General features: G+C 71.3%; 18 protein-coding genes. 9 read left to right on the top strand and 9 right to left on the bottom strand.

Translation table 11 applies throughout. From position 1 onward, the window contains the following. The first annotated feature begins 116 nt into the window (after positions 1-116). Entirely contained in the window at positions 117-713 is a 597-nt protein-coding gene (locus QOM21_RS22940) for an isochorismatase family protein (protein WP_407552787.1), read from the top strand. A 78-nt stretch (positions 714-791) separates the two neighbouring features. Here QOM21_RS22940 and QOM21_RS22935 read toward each other — a convergent pair whose 3' ends face one another. Next, positions 792-1,295 carry a hypothetical protein gene (locus QOM21_RS22935; RefSeq protein ID WP_407552786.1) on the bottom strand — a complete coding sequence of 168 codons (504 nt, stop codon included), beginning with the start codon at positions 1,293-1,295 and terminating at the stop codon, positions 792-794. Positions 1,296-1,410: 115 nt separating this feature from the next. After that, on the bottom strand, positions 1,411-3,798 hold the full coding sequence (locus QOM21_RS22930) for an immune inhibitor A domain-containing protein (RefSeq protein ID WP_407552784.1): 2,388 nt from the start codon (positions 3,796-3,798) through the stop codon (positions 1,411-1,413). Positions 3,799-4,192: 394 nt separating this feature from the next. Here QOM21_RS22930 and QOM21_RS22925 point away from each other — a divergent pair, with 394 nt between their 5' ends. Continuing rightward, positions 4,193-4,510 (top strand): hypothetical protein, encoded by a 318-nt coding sequence (locus QOM21_RS22925; RefSeq protein WP_407552782.1) that lies wholly within the window; start codon positions 4,193-4,195, stop codon positions 4,508-4,510. Positions 4,511-4,623: 113 nt separating this feature from the next. Here QOM21_RS22925 and QOM21_RS22920 read toward each other — a convergent pair whose 3' ends face one another. After that, a complete protein-coding gene (locus QOM21_RS22920) occupies positions 4,624-5,361 on the bottom strand; it encodes an RDD family protein (RefSeq protein WP_407552780.1) in 738 nt (245 codons plus the stop codon). 116 nt (positions 5,362-5,477) lie between these two features. Then, positions 5,478-7,070: an RDD family protein gene (locus tag QOM21_RS22915; RefSeq protein WP_407552778.1), complete on the bottom strand. Its 1,593-nt coding sequence runs from the start codon at positions 7,068-7,070 to the stop codon at positions 5,478-5,480. A gap of 239 nt (positions 7,071-7,309) precedes the next feature. Between QOM21_RS22915 and QOM21_RS22910 the strand changes: the two genes are divergently transcribed. Together QOM21_RS22910 and QOM21_RS22905 are read left to right on the top strand one after the other, a co-directional pair. After that, the gene (locus tag QOM21_RS22910; RefSeq protein WP_407552776.1) at positions 7,310-7,780 is read left to right on the top strand and encodes an SsgA family sporulation/cell division regulator; all 471 of its coding nucleotides are present in this window, start codon (positions 7,310-7,312) and stop codon (positions 7,778-7,780) included. Between the two features lie 177 nt (positions 7,781-7,957). Continuing rightward, positions 7,958-8,257 (top strand): tetratricopeptide repeat protein, encoded by a 300-nt coding sequence (locus QOM21_RS22905; protein WP_407555766.1) that lies wholly within the window; start codon positions 7,958-7,960, stop codon positions 8,255-8,257. A gap of 125 nt (positions 8,258-8,382) precedes the next feature. On the opposite strand, the gene QOM21_RS22900 is transcribed toward QOM21_RS22905, so the two are convergent. The 5 genes from QOM21_RS22900 to hppD all read right to left on the bottom strand — a co-directional run bounded on the left by QOM21_RS22900 (position 8,383) and on the right by hppD (position 13,301). Then, positions 8,383-9,819, bottom strand: coding sequence for a dihydrolipoyl dehydrogenase family protein (locus QOM21_RS22900; protein WP_407552774.1), 1,437 nt, complete (start codon positions 9,817-9,819; stop codon positions 8,383-8,385). 83 nt (positions 9,820-9,902) lie between these two features. Then, complete coding sequence (locus QOM21_RS22895; protein ID WP_407552772.1) at positions 9,903-10,193, bottom strand: hypothetical protein; 291 nt, start codon at positions 10,191-10,193, stop codon at positions 9,903-9,905. Positions 10,194-10,203: 10 nt separating this feature from the next. Further along, positions 10,204-10,524: a hypothetical protein gene (locus QOM21_RS22890; RefSeq protein ID WP_407552771.1), complete on the bottom strand. Its 321-nt coding sequence runs from the start codon at positions 10,522-10,524 to the stop codon at positions 10,204-10,206. 93 nt (positions 10,525-10,617) lie between these two features. After that, positions 10,618-11,982 carry an FAD-binding oxidoreductase gene (locus tag QOM21_RS22885; protein WP_407552769.1) on the bottom strand — a complete coding sequence of 455 codons (1,365 nt, stop codon included), beginning with the start codon at positions 11,980-11,982 and terminating at the stop codon, positions 10,618-10,620. 167 nt (positions 11,983-12,149) lie between these two features. Next, positions 12,150-13,301 (bottom strand): 4-hydroxyphenylpyruvate dioxygenase, encoded by a 1,152-nt coding sequence (gene hppD, locus QOM21_RS22880; protein ID WP_407552767.1) that lies wholly within the window; start codon positions 13,299-13,301, stop codon positions 12,150-12,152. A gap of 129 nt (positions 13,302-13,430) precedes the next feature. Between hppD and QOM21_RS22875 the strand changes: the two genes are divergently transcribed. The 5 genes from QOM21_RS22875 to QOM21_RS22855 are packed head-to-tail and all read left to right on the top strand — an operon-like array spanning position 13,431 to position 17,702. Then, a complete protein-coding gene (locus QOM21_RS22875) occupies positions 13,431-13,898 on the top strand; it encodes an Lrp/AsnC family transcriptional regulator (protein WP_393895320.1) in 468 nt (155 codons plus the stop codon). 16 nt (positions 13,899-13,914) lie between these two features. Next, on the top strand, positions 13,915-14,562 hold the full coding sequence (locus tag QOM21_RS22870) for an ABC transporter permease (RefSeq protein ID WP_407552766.1): 648 nt from the start codon (positions 13,915-13,917) through the stop codon (positions 14,560-14,562). After that, positions 14,555-15,829 carry an ABC transporter ATP-binding protein gene (locus QOM21_RS22865; RefSeq protein ID WP_407552764.1) on the top strand — a complete coding sequence of 425 codons (1,275 nt, stop codon included), beginning with the start codon at positions 14,555-14,557 and terminating at the stop codon, positions 15,827-15,829. The genes QOM21_RS22870 and QOM21_RS22865 overlap by 8 nt, the downstream gene beginning before the upstream one ends. Continuing rightward, positions 15,826-16,704 (top strand): ABC transporter permease, encoded by an 879-nt coding sequence (locus QOM21_RS22860; protein WP_407552762.1) that lies wholly within the window; start codon positions 15,826-15,828, stop codon positions 16,702-16,704. The genes QOM21_RS22865 and QOM21_RS22860 overlap by 4 nt, the downstream gene beginning before the upstream one ends. Beyond that, entirely contained in the window at positions 16,701-17,702 is a 1,002-nt protein-coding gene (locus QOM21_RS22855; protein WP_407552761.1) for a glycine betaine ABC transporter substrate-binding protein, read from the top strand. Before QOM21_RS22860 ends, QOM21_RS22855 begins: the two co-directional genes overlap by 4 nt. Positions 17,703-17,737 lie beyond the last annotated feature (35 nt).

Below are 17,737 nucleotides of genomic sequence, written 5' to 3'. Positions count from 1 at the left end.
CCCGTCCCGGTGTCCGACGGGGGCTCCGCGCCCACTCCCGCAAAGGGCGCCGAGTGGCTACCCTCGGTCACACACGCCGCGCCCCTCCCCCGATTCCCAGCCGGAAGGCACGCACCATGCACCGGGCATTGATCGTCGTTGATGTGCAGAACGACTTCTGCGAGGGCGGCAGCCTCGCCGTGGCGGGAGGTGCGGATGTCGCGGCGGCCATCACCGATCTCGTGGGCCAGGCGACCGGCGGCTGCTACCGCCATGTCGTGGCCACCCGGGATCACCACATCGACCCGGGCGATCACTTCTCCGACCACCCGGACTACGAGCACTCCTGGCCAGCCCACTGCGTGGCGGGCACGGAGGGCAGCGGCTTCCACCCGAACTTCGCGCCCGCCGTCGCCTCGGGGGCGATCGAGGCGGTCTTCGACAAGGGCGCCTACACCGCCGCGTACAGCGGTTTCGAGGGCACGGACGAGAACGGCACGCTGCTCGCCGACTGGCTGCGCGAGCGCCAGGTCACCGAGGTGGACCTGGTGGGTATAGCCACCGACCACTGCGTGCGCGCCTCGGCGCTGGACGCGGTGCGTGCCGGTCTGCGCACGCACGTCCTGCTGGAGCTGACGGCGGGCGTGGCCGCGCACACCACCGAGCGGGCGCTGGCGGAGATGCGCGCGGCGGGCGCCGAGCTGACCGGCAAGCCGGTGGTCGCCGGCGGCTGACGCCGCCGGCAGCGGCCCGCCGGGCGGCCCGGGAGCCCGGGAGCCCGGGAGCCGCCCGGGAGCCCGCCGTGCCGCCCGTCAGGCGCCGGCGGGCCGTACGACGGCCATCCCGGGCAGCGTGGGCACCGCGACCACCGTGGGAACCGCCGACGCCGCGGGCTTCGCCGGTGGCGCGGCAGCCGTGGCCGCCGCCGGGAGCGGGGAGGCCGCGGATCCCGAGACCGGGCACGCCGGGGATGCCGGCGGCGCCGGGGCCCTGAGCAGGGCCCGTATGGGATGCCAGGACTCGGTGTCGTCGTCCGGCGTGGCGCGCCAGACCAGGCCGTCCGGGTGGTGCAGGACGGCTGTCACCTCGTCCGGTGTCGGCGGCTTGGTGTTGCCGCGCAGGTAGACCGCCCGCAGACCGAGGTTGCGCAGCCTGGTCAGGGCGCGCGGTCGGTTCACGGCATGGACCAGGACCCGGACCCGGGAGCCGCCGTCGTACGGCCCCGAGAGCGGTCCCTGGCCCGGTCTGGGCAGTGAGAGGGCGACCACCACGCTTCCGCCAGGAAGCCTGATGAAGCCGCCACCGGTCATCGTCATATCTCCCCCGTGAGACTCTTCGTCAACAAGGAACTGATGAACGCATCTAAACGCGAATCGGCCGCCGCCCGCTAGGGGCGACGGCCGATTCGCTTCTGACCTGCGGTTTTACCTTTTACTTACCGGCCGGCCCCACCAGGAGGGTCACCGTGGAGCCGTTCGAGGACTCCTTGGTGATCTTGATCCGGGTATTGGTGTCAGGAACGAGGACGCCCCCGGTCGGGTTCGCCTTGTCGTAGTAGACGCCGTGCCGGTCGTCGAAGAGCGTGACGCCCTTCTTCGACGTGATCTTGACGAGCTTGCCGTCCTTGTGGAGCTTCAGCGCGTCCGTGCGGTAGCGCGTGAAGGTCGAGTCGTAGGACTGGAAGCGGTTGCGCATCAGCTTGCCGTCGGCCCACTTCTCGGCCTTCGGGTGCGCGTCGACCGGGAGGATCTGCCCGTGGCCCGGGTGCTGGCCGACGTTGTTGTCCGCCTGCGAGGTGTCCCACAGCCAGATCAGCACACCGTTCTGGTACGGGAAGTGCTCCACCCAGCCGGGCTTGGCGGTGGTCCAGCCGAAGTTGTACGGACCGGACTTGAGGGTCTTGTCGTAGGAGACGTACTGGCGGTTCTCGGCGATGTAGTACTGCGGGTAGTCCTTGGTGAAGGACGCGCCGATCCGCGAGAAGCCCTTGCTGGTCCAGCCGTTGTCGTCGCCCTCGGCGTTGTCGCTGAACAGCGGCTTGCCGTCGGCGACCACGCTCAGGGTGTCGGCCGCGAAGCCCTTCTGGGCCACGCCGCCGTCGCTCTGGTAGCGGAAGCGGACGTCGATCTTCTTGCCCGCGTAGGCGTCCAGCGGGAAGACGAGGTCCTGGTAGGCGCTCACGGTGCCGGTCAGCGCGGGCTTGTCGCCGCCGTCGCGCGGGATGGCCTTGCCGCCCGCGGTGCCGTCGATCGGCGTCCAGTTGCTGCCGCCGTCGGTGGAGACCTCGGTGTAGAGGTAGTCGTAGTTCTCCTCGATGTCCCACCAGCCCTTGAGCGTCAGCGACGCCTTGGACTTGCCGGTGAGGTCCACCGGGCGGGCGAGGGTGTTCTTCAGGTCGTCGCCCATGCCGCTCCACCACTGCTTGGTGCCTTCGGCGGGCTGGACGATGTCCGTCTTCACCGCCTTGGCGGGCAGTTCGACGACGACGGCCTGCTTGTTCTTGGTGTTGTACTCCGCCACGCCCAGCTTGTGGGTGGACTTCTTCGCCGCCTTGGCCTTGCCGTAGTTGAGCCAGCCCAGCTGCAGCTTGTCCCAGGCGCTCATGTCACCGGGGAGGTCGCCGATGGAGTCCTTGCCGCGGCCCAGCCAGGAGCCGGAGGACATCAACGACCAGAAGTCCACCGAGGACTCGCCGGTGCCGGTGGTGTCGTACTCGTCCGGCAGGCCCAGGTCGTGACCGTACTCGTGGGCGAAGACGCCGAGGCCGCCGTTCTCCGGCTGCATGGTGTAGTCGCCGACCCAGAGGCCGGTGGCACCGATCTGCGTACCGCCGGACCTGTTGTCGGCGGGACCGGTCTTGCCGGCGTCCGTGCCGTAGGCGTACCAGCGGTGCGCCCAGATGGCGTTGGTCCCCTGCGCGCCACCGCCCGCGGACTCGTCCTCGCCGGCGTGCACGATCTGGAAGTGGTCGATGTAGCCGTCGGGCTCGTTGAAGTTGCCGTCGGCGTCGTGGTCGTAGCGGTCCCACTGGTCGTACTTGGCGAGATCGGTCTTGATCTGCGCGTCGGTGCGGCCGGCCGCCTTCTGGCCCTTCGCCCACTGGTTGACGCCGTCGCGGATCAGGTCCCAGGCGTTGGCGCAGTTGGTATCGCCGCAGTAGTTGGAGCCGTAGCGGGCCTCGTTCCAGTCGACCTTGACCCAGTCGGAGACCTCACCCTCGACGGAGTAGCGGCCGGAGGACTGCTTCTCGTAGTACTTGGCCAGCGACTCCTTCTTCTTGTCGTGCGAGAAGTAGAGGTCCTGGAAGTGCTGACGGTTGTAGTCCTTCTGCCAGGCCGTGCTGTTGTCCTCGGCACGGTCCGGCTGGGCTATCCGGTTGTGCGCGGGGCCGGGCTCGCCGCCGTACTTCTTCACCGGCGGCTTGGGGCCGTCGCCGTCCGGGTCGAACGTCGTGGCGTCGTCGACCTTGTCACCGAAGTCCACCAGGACCGTGAAGATCTTGTCGGTCTTCTGCCGGGCGAGTTCGACGTACTTGCCCTTGGACAGCTTGACGACGCGGGACCCGCCGCGGTCGGAGGCCGTGGCGTCACCGGAGATGACCTGCTGGAGCGCCTCCTTGCGCTGGGCCTCCTGTTCGTCGCTGAACGGGCCCTTCAGGTCGTGGTCCACCGTCCGCTCGGGGGCCGGGTCGTGGCGCTTGGCGACGGGCGACGGGGGCGTGTCGGCCGCGGCCGCCCCGGAAGACAAAGCGGCCGCCCCGATCGCGGCTATCGCCGTGGCCAGGGCGGCCGATCTGAATACCCCTCTGTTAGCTCTCACTTGGCGCTTTCCTCCCCTTCGAACGGTCACTGTTCGAGGGCATTCGACCGGAAGCGCGGGGGAAAAGACAGATCTTGACTTGCTCACGTCACCGAAGTACGTTACTCGGTCCGCGAGTTACGGGTATCGGACACCGCCATATCGCCCATTACGGGCAAGGTGACCTGCGCCGCGCCGCCTGACCATGCCGTACGCCTATGCCGCCCGCGCTTCCAACGGGCATACGACCGCGTCCAGTTCATCCATCCGGTGACTCTGTGCGCCCCTTGTGCATCGGGACCGTGGGTAAGGTCACGCTTACTTGGCGTTCCGCTCGGGAATTAAGGTCCGTAGGCTCGCTTGACGGCGCGCCCATGACCGACACCCCTGCCGACCCCCGAGGGCGGATCCCACCATGCCTCGTCCGACTGTCACCCAGCTCGTCTACGGTTCGGCCACCGTCTTCCTCTCCACTCTCGCGATGCTGCTGCTCTCGCAGACGCAGACCGGGATCGGGGTCGCGGTCATCGCCCTCGCGGGGCTCGGGCTCGGGCTGCTCGTCGCCATGACGGTGCCCATGCCCCGCATGTCGCGGGTGGTCCGCCGCCATGTCGTCCGCGCCAAGTCGCCCGCGCGCACCCCTTTGCGGGCCGTGCACCCGCCGGCCGGCCGCATACCGGGCCCCCGCGTCTCGCACACCACCGACACCCGGGTCGGCCAGCACTCGCGCTAGCACCACGGCCGGGCGGCCGGTCACTTCGCGTACGCGTACGAGGAGTGACCGGCCGCCCGGCCGTTCCCGCGCGCCCGGCCCGCCGCGCGACGCTTCCGGCGCCGGGGCCGCCGTCATGCCGCGGACACCACGACGGTCTTGGCCGCCTTGTCGTGCAGACACTGCTGATACGGCTTGTCCCAGGTACACCACAGGACGTTGACCAGCCAGAAGAGGAAGCCGCAGCACGGCACGATCTCCGGCAGCGTGTAGACCGCGGCCCGTACCCAGGACGCCTGGCCGGTCGGCACCGCGCCGTTGGAGAGCATCGCGACCCGGACCTTCATCGCCATCTTGCCGACGGTCTGGCCGTTCCTGCTCAGCATCAGTCCCTCGTAGATGAGGTACGCCAGCATCGTGACGCCCGATACCGTCGCCTGCTTACCGGTTTCGGTATTGCTGGTGCTGGTGTAGTCCACCCATCCGACGATGGCGTTCATGATCAGGGTGACCGGTACGCCGATGAGGAGCGCGTCGATGATCCGCGCGACGAGCCGGCGGCCGCGGTTGGCCAGCGGCGGCATACCGGCGAGCGGATCGGCCGCGCCGTACTGCCCGCCGTAGGGATTGTCCGCGTAGGGGCCGCCGCGGTACGGGTCTTCCCCATAGGGCGGTGGGACGTCCCCGGGGGGCGGCGGAGGTGGCGGCGCACCGCCGGGCGGCGGGGTGCCGCCCTCGCCCTGGCCCGTGCCGCCGCCGTAGGGAGAGCCGTTGCGGGGAGCGCCGTCGGCCGGCGGCTCCTGCGGCTTCTTCAGGAACGGATCGTCCTCCGGCGGTTCACCGGAGCCGGGCCCGGGCTGATCGGTACTCATGGCCCGAGTCGAACCCTTGCGGGGCCCGGCCGCATCCGGCCAAGGCCGTTCGGGGGAACCGGGCCACCGGGGCGGGTGCGGTCCTCAGCCGCCCGCCCCGGACGCCGGCCGCGGCGTCAGTCCGCGGCTCGGTCCGCGGCGACGAAGGTCCGCGCGACCTTGTCGTGCCAGCACTGCCGCCACGGCCGGTCGAACAGGCACCAGGCGGCGTTGACCACGCCGACGACGGCGAGGCCGAGCACGCTGTAGACCAACCAGCGCTTGACGGCCCCGGCGAGCATCGGGGTGTCGTGGCTCTCGATGTCCAGCACCCGCACCCCGCACAGCTTCTTGCCGAGGGTGCGGCCCCACTTCAGGGTCGGCAGCGCTTCGTAGAGCCCGCCGCCGATCAGCAGGACGGCCAGCAGCACGGCGAAGACCGGGGCGGTGGTGCCGTCGATCAGATAGACCGTCACCTCGCGGCCGGACTGCCTGGCCGCCTCGACCTTGGCGTCGATGTGGTCGGTGACCGTGCCCCACATCGGGACGGCGACCGCGGCGGTGACCGCGCCCAGCACCAGCGTGTCGATCAGCCGGGCCGCGAACCGGCGGCCGAGACCGGCCGGGTGGCCCTGCGCGGCCTGCGCCGCGGCGAAGAAGACGTCGGCGGACGGCGGCTTCCACGGGATGACGCCGTCGGCACCGGCGCCCTGGGGGCCGGCCGCCGCTCCGTCCTGCGGCGGGAAGCCGGCCGCGGGACCGGACGCCTGCGGAGCGGGAGCCTGCTGCGGCACGGGGGCCTGCTGTGCGGGTGCCTGCTGGGCAGGGGGTTGCTGGACCTGCCGCTGCGGGGCGGGCTGTTGCACGGGGCCCTGCTGCGGCGTGCCGACGGAGGGCAGCGACTGCGGGGCCTCGCCACCGAGGGGCGCGGGCCGGTCCCCGCCGCCGGGCGCGATGCGGATCGCCATCGTCTCGTTGGCCTTGGGGTTGGCGTTCTGGTCGCCGCCGGGGCGGACCGCGCGGATCGCCGTCGTCCCCTGATCGGCGGCGTTCCCCCGACCGGTGTCGCGGCGCGCGGCCGGGTTGACGGCGCGGATGGTGACCGTTCCGTCAGCCGGGACCTCCGGGTCCCGCGGGGCGGGAGCGCCGGACGAGGACGGGGCGGAGACGTCGCCGGAACCGGGCTCCACGGACGCCTGTTCGGCGCCGGATCCCTGCTCGCGCTGGGGCGGCACCGCGCCCCACGAGGCGGCGCCGGACGGCGCCGCGGACTGGCCCTGTTCGGGTGAACCCCAGGAGATGCGGCGGTCCACCTCACCGCCGAAGCCGGTCTGCCGGGAGGCGTCGGCCTGCCAGGCGGAGGCGGGTTCCGGGCTGCTGCCGTGCAGCCGGGACGGGTCGTCCCAGCTCGTGGCCGCGGCGGGGAGGTCGACCTCGCCGCTCCGGCGTACGGCGGGCGCCGTGCTGCCGCTGCCCTGTGCCTGCTCCTCGTCGAAGAAGACCGGACCGGTCTCCTCCACGGCGGGCGGGGCCTGGGCGGGCGTCGGGGCGGCCGCGGCCGCGCCGGGGGGCGGTGCGGGCATCGCCTCGCCCTCGGCCGGTGCCGGCCTGCTGGTGCCCGGCACCCATGCGGCACCGTTCCAGTACCGGATGTAGCCGGGGATGGACGGGTCCGGATAGAAGCCTGGCGTGGGGCTGCCGCCGGCGGATCCTGAGGTAGGGGCGCTCATGTCCGAAGTCCCGTATCTGTACTCGGCCTGGTGGGTGTGGGATGCAGTCTGCCGCAACGCGGCGTCCACATCTATCAGACCCCCGGTTGCATCCGTGCCGCTCCCCGGCCACGACCACCTGGAAGAGGGCCGCGAAAAAAGTTGTGCGAAGCCGTGTAAGGATCCGCGGCCCGCCTCCTCTCTGTCTGTGCGGGCCCGTTCCACGGACCCCGCACAGGGAGAGCAGAGAGGTGGATTTCATGCACACCGTCGTGGAACGAGAACTGGAACTGGGCCTGGTCCTGTCTCCGGAGCGCAGCATTCCGGTGCCGGCCCGGCTGACGTACCGGACGGATGACCCCTACGCCGTCCACGTCACCTTCCACATCGGCTCCGACACCCCCGTCGACTGGACGTTCGCCCGGGAACTGCTCGTCGAGGGCGTGTTCCGGCAGTGCGGCCACGGGGACGTGCGGATCTGGCCGACGAAGCAGGACGGCCGCAGCCTGGTCTGCATGGTGCTGTCCTCCCCGGACGGCGACGCGCTGCTGGAGGCGCCGGCCGCGGCGGTCTCCGCCTGGCTTGAGCGCACCCTGCGGGCCGTGCCGCCGGGATCGGAGCAGGACCATCTGAGCCTCGACCAAGGGCTGAGCGAACTGCTGGCCATGACACCGCGCGACGGACTCCGGCCGACCGACCCGTCCGACGGGTCGCCGGAGCCCGGAGCGTAGGGGAATGTTCGAAATTGCCGGGGTGTTGTGCCCGGTATGACCAGAAGCCACGAGGAGCGCCCGACCCAGCGGCACGACACGGGGCACGACGGCTCGGCCGCCGCGCCCCGGGACCGGGCGTATGAAGAGAGCTATTACGGGCAGGGCGGCGCCGCCGAGCGGTGGGCCCGCGCCCAGCTGTTCTTCGAGGCCAAGGATTTCACCGCCGCGGCGCGCATCCTGCGGGGCCTGGTGGACGAGGAACCCGGGCCGGTCGCGCCACGGCTGCTGCTGGCCCGCGCCTACTACCACTCGGCTCAACTGCAGCACGCCGAGACCGAGTTGCGGGCCGTCCTGGAGCGCGACCCGGTCGAGGACTACGCCCATCTGATGCTGGGCCGCACCCTGGAGCGCCAGGGGCGCGCCGCCGAGGCCGCCCCGCAGCTGCGGATCGCCGCGGCCCTCGGCGTGGACACCGACCCGCCTCCGGCGCGGTAGCTCTCCGGCAGCCGTCGGCACGGACACACACCTCCGCGCGCACCGGCGCGCCACCGGGGCGACGCGGACCTGCCGTTCGGGCCTGCCGTTCGGACCTCAGACCGGTCGCGGCGGACGCATCGCCGCTACTCGCGATAGCTCTCCAGCAGCCGCAGCCACACCTCGCTGATCGTCGGGTAGGCCGGTACCGCGTGCCAAAGGCGCTCGACGGGGACCTCCCCGGCCACCGCGATCGTCGCGGAATGCAGCAGTTCACCGACGCCGGGGCCCACGAAGGTGACGCCCAGCAGCACCTCGCGGTCGAGGTCGACGACCATCCGGGCCCGGCCGCGGTATCCGTCGGCGTACAGCGACGCGCCGGCCACGGCGGCCAGGTCCTGGTCGACCACACGGATCCGGTGCCCGGCGCGCTCCGCCTCGGCCGCGGTCAGGCCCACCGACGCCACTTCGGGGTCGGTGAAGACGACCTGCGGTACGGCGTCGGTGTCCGCGGTGGCGGCATGCGCGCCCCAGCGGTCGGTCTCCAGGATCGGCACCCGGCGGGCGCGCGCGGAGATGGCGGCACCGGCGATCCTGGCCTGGTACTTGCCCTGATGTGTCAGCAGGGCGCGGTGGTTGACGTCGCCGACGCCGTAGAGCCAGCCGCCCGGGACCCCCGTCACCCGGCAGCTGTCATCCACCTCCAGCCAGGAGCCGGGCTCCAGACCGACCGTCTCCAGGCCGAGATCCTCGGTGCGCGGCGCCCGGCCGGTGGCGATCAGCAGTTCGTCGGCGATGATCTCGTCGCCGGAGTCCAGCACCACGGTCACCACCCCGCCGGGCGCCTCCCGGCGCACTTCGCCGACCTCGACCCCGATGCGCAGGAACACGCCCGCCTCGGCGAGGCATTCGGCGACCAGGTGTCCGGCGAAGGGCTCCATCCGGGGCAGCAGCCCGTCGCCGCGGACCAGCAGCGTCACGGAGGCGCCCAGGGCCCGCCAGGCGGTGGCCATCTCCACGCCGACGACGCCGCCGCCCACGATCACCAGGCGGCCCGGTACGGACCTGGCGCTGGTGGCCTCGCGGCTCGTCCAGGGCTTGGCGGCGGCCAGTCCCGGGATGCCCGGCAGGACCGCGCGGCTGCCGGTGCAGACCGCGACCGCGTGCCGTGCGGTGAGCACCGGGCCGCCATCGACGACCACCCGGCGCGGCCCGTCCAGCCTGCCCTTGCCCCGCACCAGGTCGATACCGGCGGAGTCCACCCACCGCACCTGGCCGTCGTCCTTCCAGTGGGAGGCGAAGGCGTCCCGGCGGGCGAGGACGGCGGCGGCGTCCAGGGGGCCTGCCACCGCCTCCGGGAGGCCGGGCATCCGGCTCGCCTCGGAGCGGGCGGTGACCGGGCGCAGCAGGGCCTTGCTGGGCATGCAGGCCCAGTAGGAGCACTCGCCGCCGACCAGTTCGCTCTCCACGAGCACCGCGCTCAGTCCGGCGGCGTGCGCGCGGTCGGCGACGTTCTCCCCGGTGGGCCCGGCCCCCAGCACGATGACGTCGTAGGGGTCTTCGGTCGCTGCGGTCGCTGCCATCGGCTCATCGCTCCCTGAGTGGCCATGGGGCGGCCCGGAAGGGCCTCCGCGGGTCCTTGGGCCATCCTCCGCCCCGGGGGCCGTCAGCGCATCCGGCGTTCCACGGCTTCCTTGGCCTCCAGGAGGGAGGAACCGGTCAGTTCGCGGTGCAGTTTGATCGCCTGCACGGTCTTCCCCCGGACGAGCAGCTCGTCCATCTCGGCCATGCGGGGGTCCTCCGGCTCCTCGGCGCCGACGTGCGCGAGCAGCAGGTCGACCTTGCGCTCCAGGCGCTGGACCCGGCGGTCGAGCAGCTTGGTGCGGCGGTCGCCGCCCGAGGCCACGAGGGCGATGACGAGCACGAGGAAGCAGGCCCAGGGCAGTATCGATTCCATGCGCGAGAGCTTACGAGGCGGCGGTCCGCGCCATGAAGACGACGGTGGCGGCGGGGCCGCGCACGCTGCCGCGGACGGCCGGCGCGCCGTCGGTGAGGATCTCGCACTCGGCGTGCGCGTCGGGCCCTTCGAGGGTGAGGGTGAGCATCGGCATGGCACCCACCCCGCGGGCGTCCACCACCGCGAACCAGGGCAGCTCCGGTCGGGTGACCTGCTGCTCCTCCCCGGCGCCCGGAGCCTGCACGGCGTAGGTGATGTCGTCGACGCCCTGCCCGGTCACCCGGAAGGTCACCGTGCCCTCCACCAGTCCGCGGGGATCATTCATCGTCATGGGCTCAGTCAATCGCCCCGCGGACGGCGGCGCACATCCGGGGTGCCGTTCGGCGGCCGGGCCGGCCGGGGCCGGTCCTCCCGGCGGGGAGATTCAGAACAGTTTGCCGGGGTTGAGCAGCCCGAGCGGGTCGAAGACGTTCTTGATGCCGCGTTGCAACTCCAGGCCCACCGGGCCCAGTTCACGCGCCAGCCACTCCTTCTTCAGCACGCCCACGCCGTGCTCACCGGTGATGGTGCCGCCCAGTTCCAGGCCCAGCGCCATGATGTCGTCAAAGGACTCGCGGGCCCTGCGGGACTCGTCGGGGTCGGCGGCGTCGAAGCAGACGGTGGGGTGGGTGTTGCCGTCGCCGGCGTGCGCGACGACGCCGATGGTGAGGTCGTGCTTCTCGGCGATGGCGGCGGTGCCGTCCAGCATCTCGGCGAGCCGGGAGCGCGGTACGCAGACATCGTCGATCATCGTCGCGGACTTCACCCGCTCCAGCGCCGTCAGCGTCAGCCGGCGGGCCTGCAGCAGCATGTCGGACTCGGCGGCGGTCTCTGCGGGGACGACGTCGGTGGCGCCGGCCGCGGTGCACAGCTCACCGACGGCGGCCAGGTCGGCGGCCGGGTCGGGGGTGTCGAAGGCGGCGAGCAGCAGCGCCTCGGTGCTGTCGGGCAGCCCCATCTGCGCCATGTCGTTGACGGCGCGGACGCTCGTACGGTCCATGAGCTCCAGCAGCGAGGGGGCGTGGCCGCGGGCCATGATCTGGCAGACCGCCTCGCAGGCGGCCGTGGTGGAGGGGAACTCGGCGGCCAGTGCGAGCTGTTGGGGCGGCTCCGGCTTGAGGGCGAGGACGGCGCCGACGACGATGCCGAGGCTGCCCTCGGAGCCGACGAACAGGCGGGTGAGGTCGTAGCCCGCGACGCCCTTGGCGGTGCGCCGCCCCGTCGTCAGCAGCCGCCCGTCGGCGAGTACGACGTCCAGGCCGAGGACGTATTCGGCGGTGACGCCGTACTTGACGCAGCACAGGCCGCCGGAGGCGGTGCCGATGTTGCCGCCGATCGAGCACTGCTCCCAACTGGAGGGGTCCGGCGGGTAGTACAGCCCGTGCTCGTTGACCGCGCGCGAGAGGACGGCGTTGACGACCCCGGGTTCGACGACCGCGATCCGGTCGACGGGGTTGATCTCGATGATCCGGTCCATCTTGACCAGCGACAGCACGATGCAGCCGTCCGAGGCGTTGGCGGCCCCCGACAGTCCCGTACGCGCGCCCTGGGGCACCACGGGGACGCGCAGCGCGGTGGCGGTGCGCATGACGTGCTGGACCTGCTCGACGGTGCGCGGCAGCACCACGACGGCGGGCGTGCCGGCCTCGCAGAAGCTCGCCATGTCGTTGGCGTACGCGCCGGTGATGTCGGGGTCGGTGAGAACCGCGTCCCCGGGGAGTCCCGCGTGCAGCTGTGCGATGAGGTCCATACCGCCAAGCGTCGCATCCGTGGGACGTACACGGAAGATCGTGGAGCCGTCGATCGCGGGCCGGGCGGCCGGCCGCGGGCCCGCCGGGTCAGGTCCGGCGGGCCCGCGGCCCGCGGGTGGCTCCGGGCCGGCCGGGGAAGGACGTTCGCGCCGGCCGGGAGCACGGGTCAGAGGTTGCCGCGGCGCTCCTGCTCCCGCTCGATCGCCTCGAAGAGGGCCTTGAAGTTGCCCTTGCCGAAGCCCATCGAGCCGTGCCGCTCGATCATCTCGAAGAAGACCGTCGGCCGGTCCTGGACGGGCTTGGTGAAGATCTGCAGCAGGTAGCCGTCCTCGTCGCGGTCGACGAGGATCTTCAGCTCTCGCAGGGTCTCGACGGGCACCCGGGTCTCGCCGGCCCACTCGCCGAGGGTGTCGTAGTAGGAGTCGGGGGTGTCCAGGAACTCCACGCCGGACGCCCGCATCGCGCGGACCGTGCCGACGATGTCGTTGGTGGCCAGCGCGATGTGCTGGACGCCCGCGCCGCCGTAGAACTCCAGGTACTCGTCGATCTGCGACTTCTTCTTCGCGATCGCGGGCTCGTTGATCGGGAACTTCACCTTCAGGGTGCCGTCCGCGACGACCTTCGACATCAGGGCGGAGTACTCGGTGGCGATGTCGTCGCCGACGAACTCCTTCATGTTGGTGAAGCCCATGACGTCGTTGTAGAAGGCCACCCACTCGTTCATCTTGCCGAGCTCGACGTTGCCGACGCAGTGGTCGATCGCCTGGAAGCGGCGCGGGCCGGTGTCGGCGAGCGGCGCGGCGGCGACGAAGCCGGGCAGGTAGGGGCCGTCGTAGCCGGTGCGCTCGACGAGCGTGTGCCGGGTCTTGCCGTAGGTGGCGATGGCGGCCCGTACGACGGTGCCGTGCTCGTCCTTGACCTCGTAGGGCTCGTCGATGCCGGTGGCGCCGTGGGCGACGGCGTAGGCGTAGGCGGCGCGGGCGTCGGGGACCTCGATGGCGAGGTCGATGACGCCGTCGCCGTGGGCGGCTACGTGCTCGGCGAGGAAGCGCCCCCAGGCGGTGGTGGGCTTGATGACGGAGGTGAACACGAACCGGGCGCCGCCGGATTCGAGCACGTAACTGGCGGTCTCGCGGCTGCCGTTCTCCGGTCCGGAGTAGGCGACGCGCTTCATGCCGAAGGCGGTGGAGTAGTAGTGCGCGGCCTGCTTGGCGTTGCCGACGGCGAAGACGACCGCGTCCATCCCCTTGACCGGGAAGGGGTCCGCCTGCCGAGCCGTGCCGGGGGTGGGCTGGGTGTGCATCGTGGTGTCTGCCATGGCCGCAGATTCCCTCCGATCCACAAGGTGCGCAATAGTTTGTGTAATCGCTGGGCATTATGCATAGCGAATGGGGGGAAGGGCCGGGCTATCTGTACAGGATGCTCAGGGAAAGCGGAGGAACGGGCGATGGCGATCGATCATTTGGACGGCGCGCTGCTGGAACTGCTCGCCCGGGAGCCGCGGATCGGCGTCCTGGAGGCGTCCAGGCGGCTCGGGGTCGCCCGGGGGACCGTCCAGGCGCGGCTCGACCGCCTTCAGTCGAATGGCGTGATCAGGGGATTCGGCCCGGATGTGGACCCGGCGGCACTGGGCTATCCGGTGACCGCTTTCGCCACGCTGGAGATCAAACAGGGCCAGGGCCGGGACGTGCGCGCACACTTGTCGACCGTTCCCGAGGTGCTGGAGCTGCATACAACGACCGGACATGGGGACATGCTCTGCAGGCTCGTCGCCAGATCGAACGCGGATCTGCAACGGGTGATCGACCGTGTTGTGGGTTTTGATGGCATTGTGCGGGCCTCCACGGCAATCGTCATGGAGAACGCGGTTCCGCTGCGGATCATCCCGCTGGTGAAGCAGGCATCGGGAGACTGACCGAGGAGAGCGCCGAGTGAGCTTCTGGGAGTACGTCGGCACCCGGCACGCCCAGCTGCTGACGGACACGTATCAGCACGCCAGCGCGGTATTCCAGTGCATGGTGCTCGCCACCGTGCTGGGTGTCGCCCTCGGCGTCCTGACGTACCGCAGCGAATGGGCGGGGGCCCTCGCCACCACGTCCACCGCCACGATCCTGACCATCCCCTCGCTGGCCATGATCGGTCTGCTGATCCCGATCGTCGGACTCGGGGTGGCCCCCACCGTCATCGCGCTGACCCTCTACGGCCTGCTGCCGGTCGTGCGCAACGCCATCGTCGGGCTGCGCGGGGTGGACCCTTCGCTGGTCGACGCGGCCACCGGCATCGGCATGTCGCGCACCGCCCGGCTCGTGCGCATCGAACTGCCGCTGGCCTGGCCGCCGATCCTCACCGGCATCCGGGTCGCCACCCAGATGCTGATGGGCATCGCCGCGATCGCCGCGTTCGCCTCCGGCCCCGGGCTCGGCAACGAGATCTTCCGCGGCATCGCCTCGCTGGGCAGCGCCAACTCCCTCAACCAGGTGCTCTCCGGCACGCTCGGCATCGCCATCCTCGCCCTGCTCTTCGACGCCGCCTACGTCCTGATCGGACGCCTGACCATCCCCAGGGGGATTCGTGCCTGAGACGTCCGAGCCGCCCGCCACCTCCGGCGCCAGGATCGAGCTGGAGAACCTGACGAAGATCTACCCGGGCCACCGGGTGCCCGCGGTGGACAGCGTGAGCATGGAGATCAAGGCCGGCGAGCTGGTGGTCTTCGTGGGCCCCTCGGGCTGCGGCAAGTCCACCACCCTGAAGATGATCAACCGGCTGATCGAGCCGACCTCCGGGCGCATCCGGATCGGCGACGAGGACGTGACCGACATCGACCCGGTCAGGCTGCGCCGCAAGATCGGCTACGCCATCCAGTCCTCCGGCCTCTTCCCGCACATGACGGTCGCCCAGAACATCGCCCTGGTACCGAAGATGGCGGGCTGGTCCGCCACCAAGGTGAAGGACCGGGTCGCCGAGATGCTGGACCTGGTCGGCCTGGACCCGGGCGAGTTCCACGGCCGCTACCCCCGCCAGCTCTCCGGCGGCCAGCAGCAGCGCGTCGGCGTCGCCCGCGCGCTCGCCGCCGACCCGCCCGTCCTGCTGATGGACGAACCGTTCGGCGCCGTCGACCCGATCACCCGCGACCACCTCCAGGACGAGCTGATCCGGCTCCAGCACGAACTCCACAAGACCATCTGCTTCGTCACCCACGACTTCGACGAGGCGATCAAGCTCGGCGACCGGATCGCGGTGCTCCGCGAGCGCTCGCACATCGCCCAGTTCGACACCCCCGAGGCCATCCTCACCAACCCCGCGGACGACTTCGTCTCCGGCTTCGTCGGCGCCGGCGCCGCCCTCAAGCGCCTCAACCTCACCCGCGTCCGCGACGTGGGGATCGTCGACTTCCCCACCGCCCAGATGGACGACCCCCTCCAGTCCATCTTCGACCTGCTGCGCTCGGGCTCCAGCAACGAACTGCTGCTGCTGGACCGCAACCGCCGCCCGTACAAGTGGCTGCGCCGCGGCGACCTCGCGCGCGCGAAGAACTCCCTGGCCCGCGCCGGCACGCCGGTGAACGACACCGTCACCCGGGACGCGACCCTGCGCGACGCCCTGGAGGCGGTGCTCACCGACAACACCGGCCGGGTCGCGGTCACCGGCCGGCGCGGCGAGTACATCGGCGTGGTCGACATGGAGACGCTGATGAACAACGTCCAGGAGCTGCTGGAGGCCGACCGCCTCGACGCCTTCGAAAACCGGCACGAACTCCAGGAGCAGCGCTCCCGCCGCCCCCACCACGAACAGGAGGGCACGGAAGCCGACGGCGGTGCGGCGGGCTCCGAGGGAGTCAACGCATGACTTCTCGCGACGAACGGCCCCCGGGCCGCGGCGGATCGTCCGGACTCACCTACCGCGAGGAACACCAGGTCGAGGAGCGCGACGAGCGGGAGATCGCGACCGGTGAGGCGCCCACCCCGTCCGGCAGGCCCGGCGGCCGCCGGATCAGCTGGCAGAAGTGGACGTTCATGCCGGTCTTCCTGGCGGCCGCGCTGCTCGCCACCTGGCTGTGGTTCCGCGGCGCCCGGCTGGACTCCATCGCCCACCAGGCGGTGGACAACGGCAAGGTGTGGCTCGCGCTGCGCCAGCACGTCCAGCTCACCGCCATCTCCACCTTCTTCGTCCTGATCATCGCGATTCCGCTGGGTATCGCCCTGACCCGCGCCAAGCTGCGCCGGGCCACCCCGATCGCGATGACCTTCGCCAACCTCGGCCAGGCCGTGCCCGCGCTCGGTCTGCTGATCCTGCTGGTGATCTGGATCGGGATCGGCGCCCGGTCCGCCATCGTCGGCATGGTCATCTACGCCGTGCTGCCGGTGCTGGCCAACACCATCGCCGGTCTGCGCGGCATCGACCCCACGCTGACCGAGGCCGCCCGCGGTATCGGCATGTCCCCGATGGGCGTGCTGAACAAGGTCGAACTGCCGCTCGCCGTACCCCTGATCCTGGCCGGTGTGCGCACCGCGCTGGTGCTGAACGTCGGCACCGCGACGCTGGCCACCTTCGGTGGCGGCGGCGGTCTCGGCGACCTGATCTCGGCGGGCATCGTCACCCAGCGGATGCCCGTACTGGTGCTCGGATCGGTGCTGACCGTGGCGCTCGCCCTGCTGGTCGAATGGCTGGCATCGCTCGCCGAACTGCTGCTGCGGCCCCGCGGCCTGGAGGCGACGACGTGAGCAACCACCACCGGCGCGCACCGCGCCGGGCCGTCCGCTCGGCCGCCGCGACGCTGACCGCTCTCGCCCTCGGCGGCTGCGGCCTGGTCAGCGGCAGCGCGATGAGCGACGACGTGAGCCCCGGAAGCACGGCGGGGTACCCGGGCCGGCCGCTGTCGGGCGCGCAGCTGACGGTGACCTCGAAGGAGTTCACCGAGCAGATCGTGCTGGGCCAGATCATGGGCCTGGTCTTCGAGGCGGCCGGCGCCTCGGTCATCGACAAGACCAGCATCCAGGGGTCGATCGGCGCCCGGGAAGCGGTCAAGTCCGGCACCGCGGACGCCACCTACGAGTACACCGGTACCGGCTGGATCACCTACCTCGGCCACGCGAAGCCGATCGTCGACCCGCAGGCGCAGTGGAAGGCGGTACGGGACGAGGACCTCAAGAACGGCATCGTCTGGCTGCCGCAGTCCAAGCTCAACAACACCTACGCGCTGGCGCTGAACGCCGCCAACCAGAAGAAGCTGGGGGTGCGCGACCTGTCGGACGTCGCGCGGCTGTCGAAGAAGGACCCCGGCTCGGTGACGCTCTGTGTGGAGAACGAGTTCGCCGCGCGCAACGACGGCCTGCCGGGCATGGCGCGGGCGTACGGGATGAACGTGCCGTCCGGCAACGTCCGCAAGATGACCGGCGGCGTGATCTACACCGAGACCGCCAAGGGCGGCACCTGCGCCCTCGGCGAGGTCTTCACCACCGACGGCCGGATCAAGGCCATGGGGCTGCACGTCCTGGCCGACGACAAGCACTTCTTCCCCAACTACAACGCGGCACCGGCGGTCAACGCCAAGACGCTGAAGAAGTACCCGGCCATCCCCGAAGTGCTGGCGCCGATCACCAAGGCGCTCGACAACACCGTCGCCCAGCAGCTCAACCGCAAGGTCGACGTGGACGGCGAGGACCCGCATCAGGTCGCCCTGGACTGGCTGGTCCAGGAGGGGTTCGTCAAGGAGGGCTGAGGGCGCCGACCGCGCGCGCCCCGGTGCGCGTAAAG

Source organism: Streptomyces sp. Pv4-95 (assembly GCF_045782725.1).
In the GTDB taxonomy this organism is placed as follows: domain Bacteria; phylum Actinomycetota; class Actinomycetes; order Streptomycetales; family Streptomycetaceae; genus Streptomyces.
The sequence above is the reverse complement of the archived record's forward strand: the minus strand, read 5'-3'. Positions and strand labels throughout refer to the sequence as shown.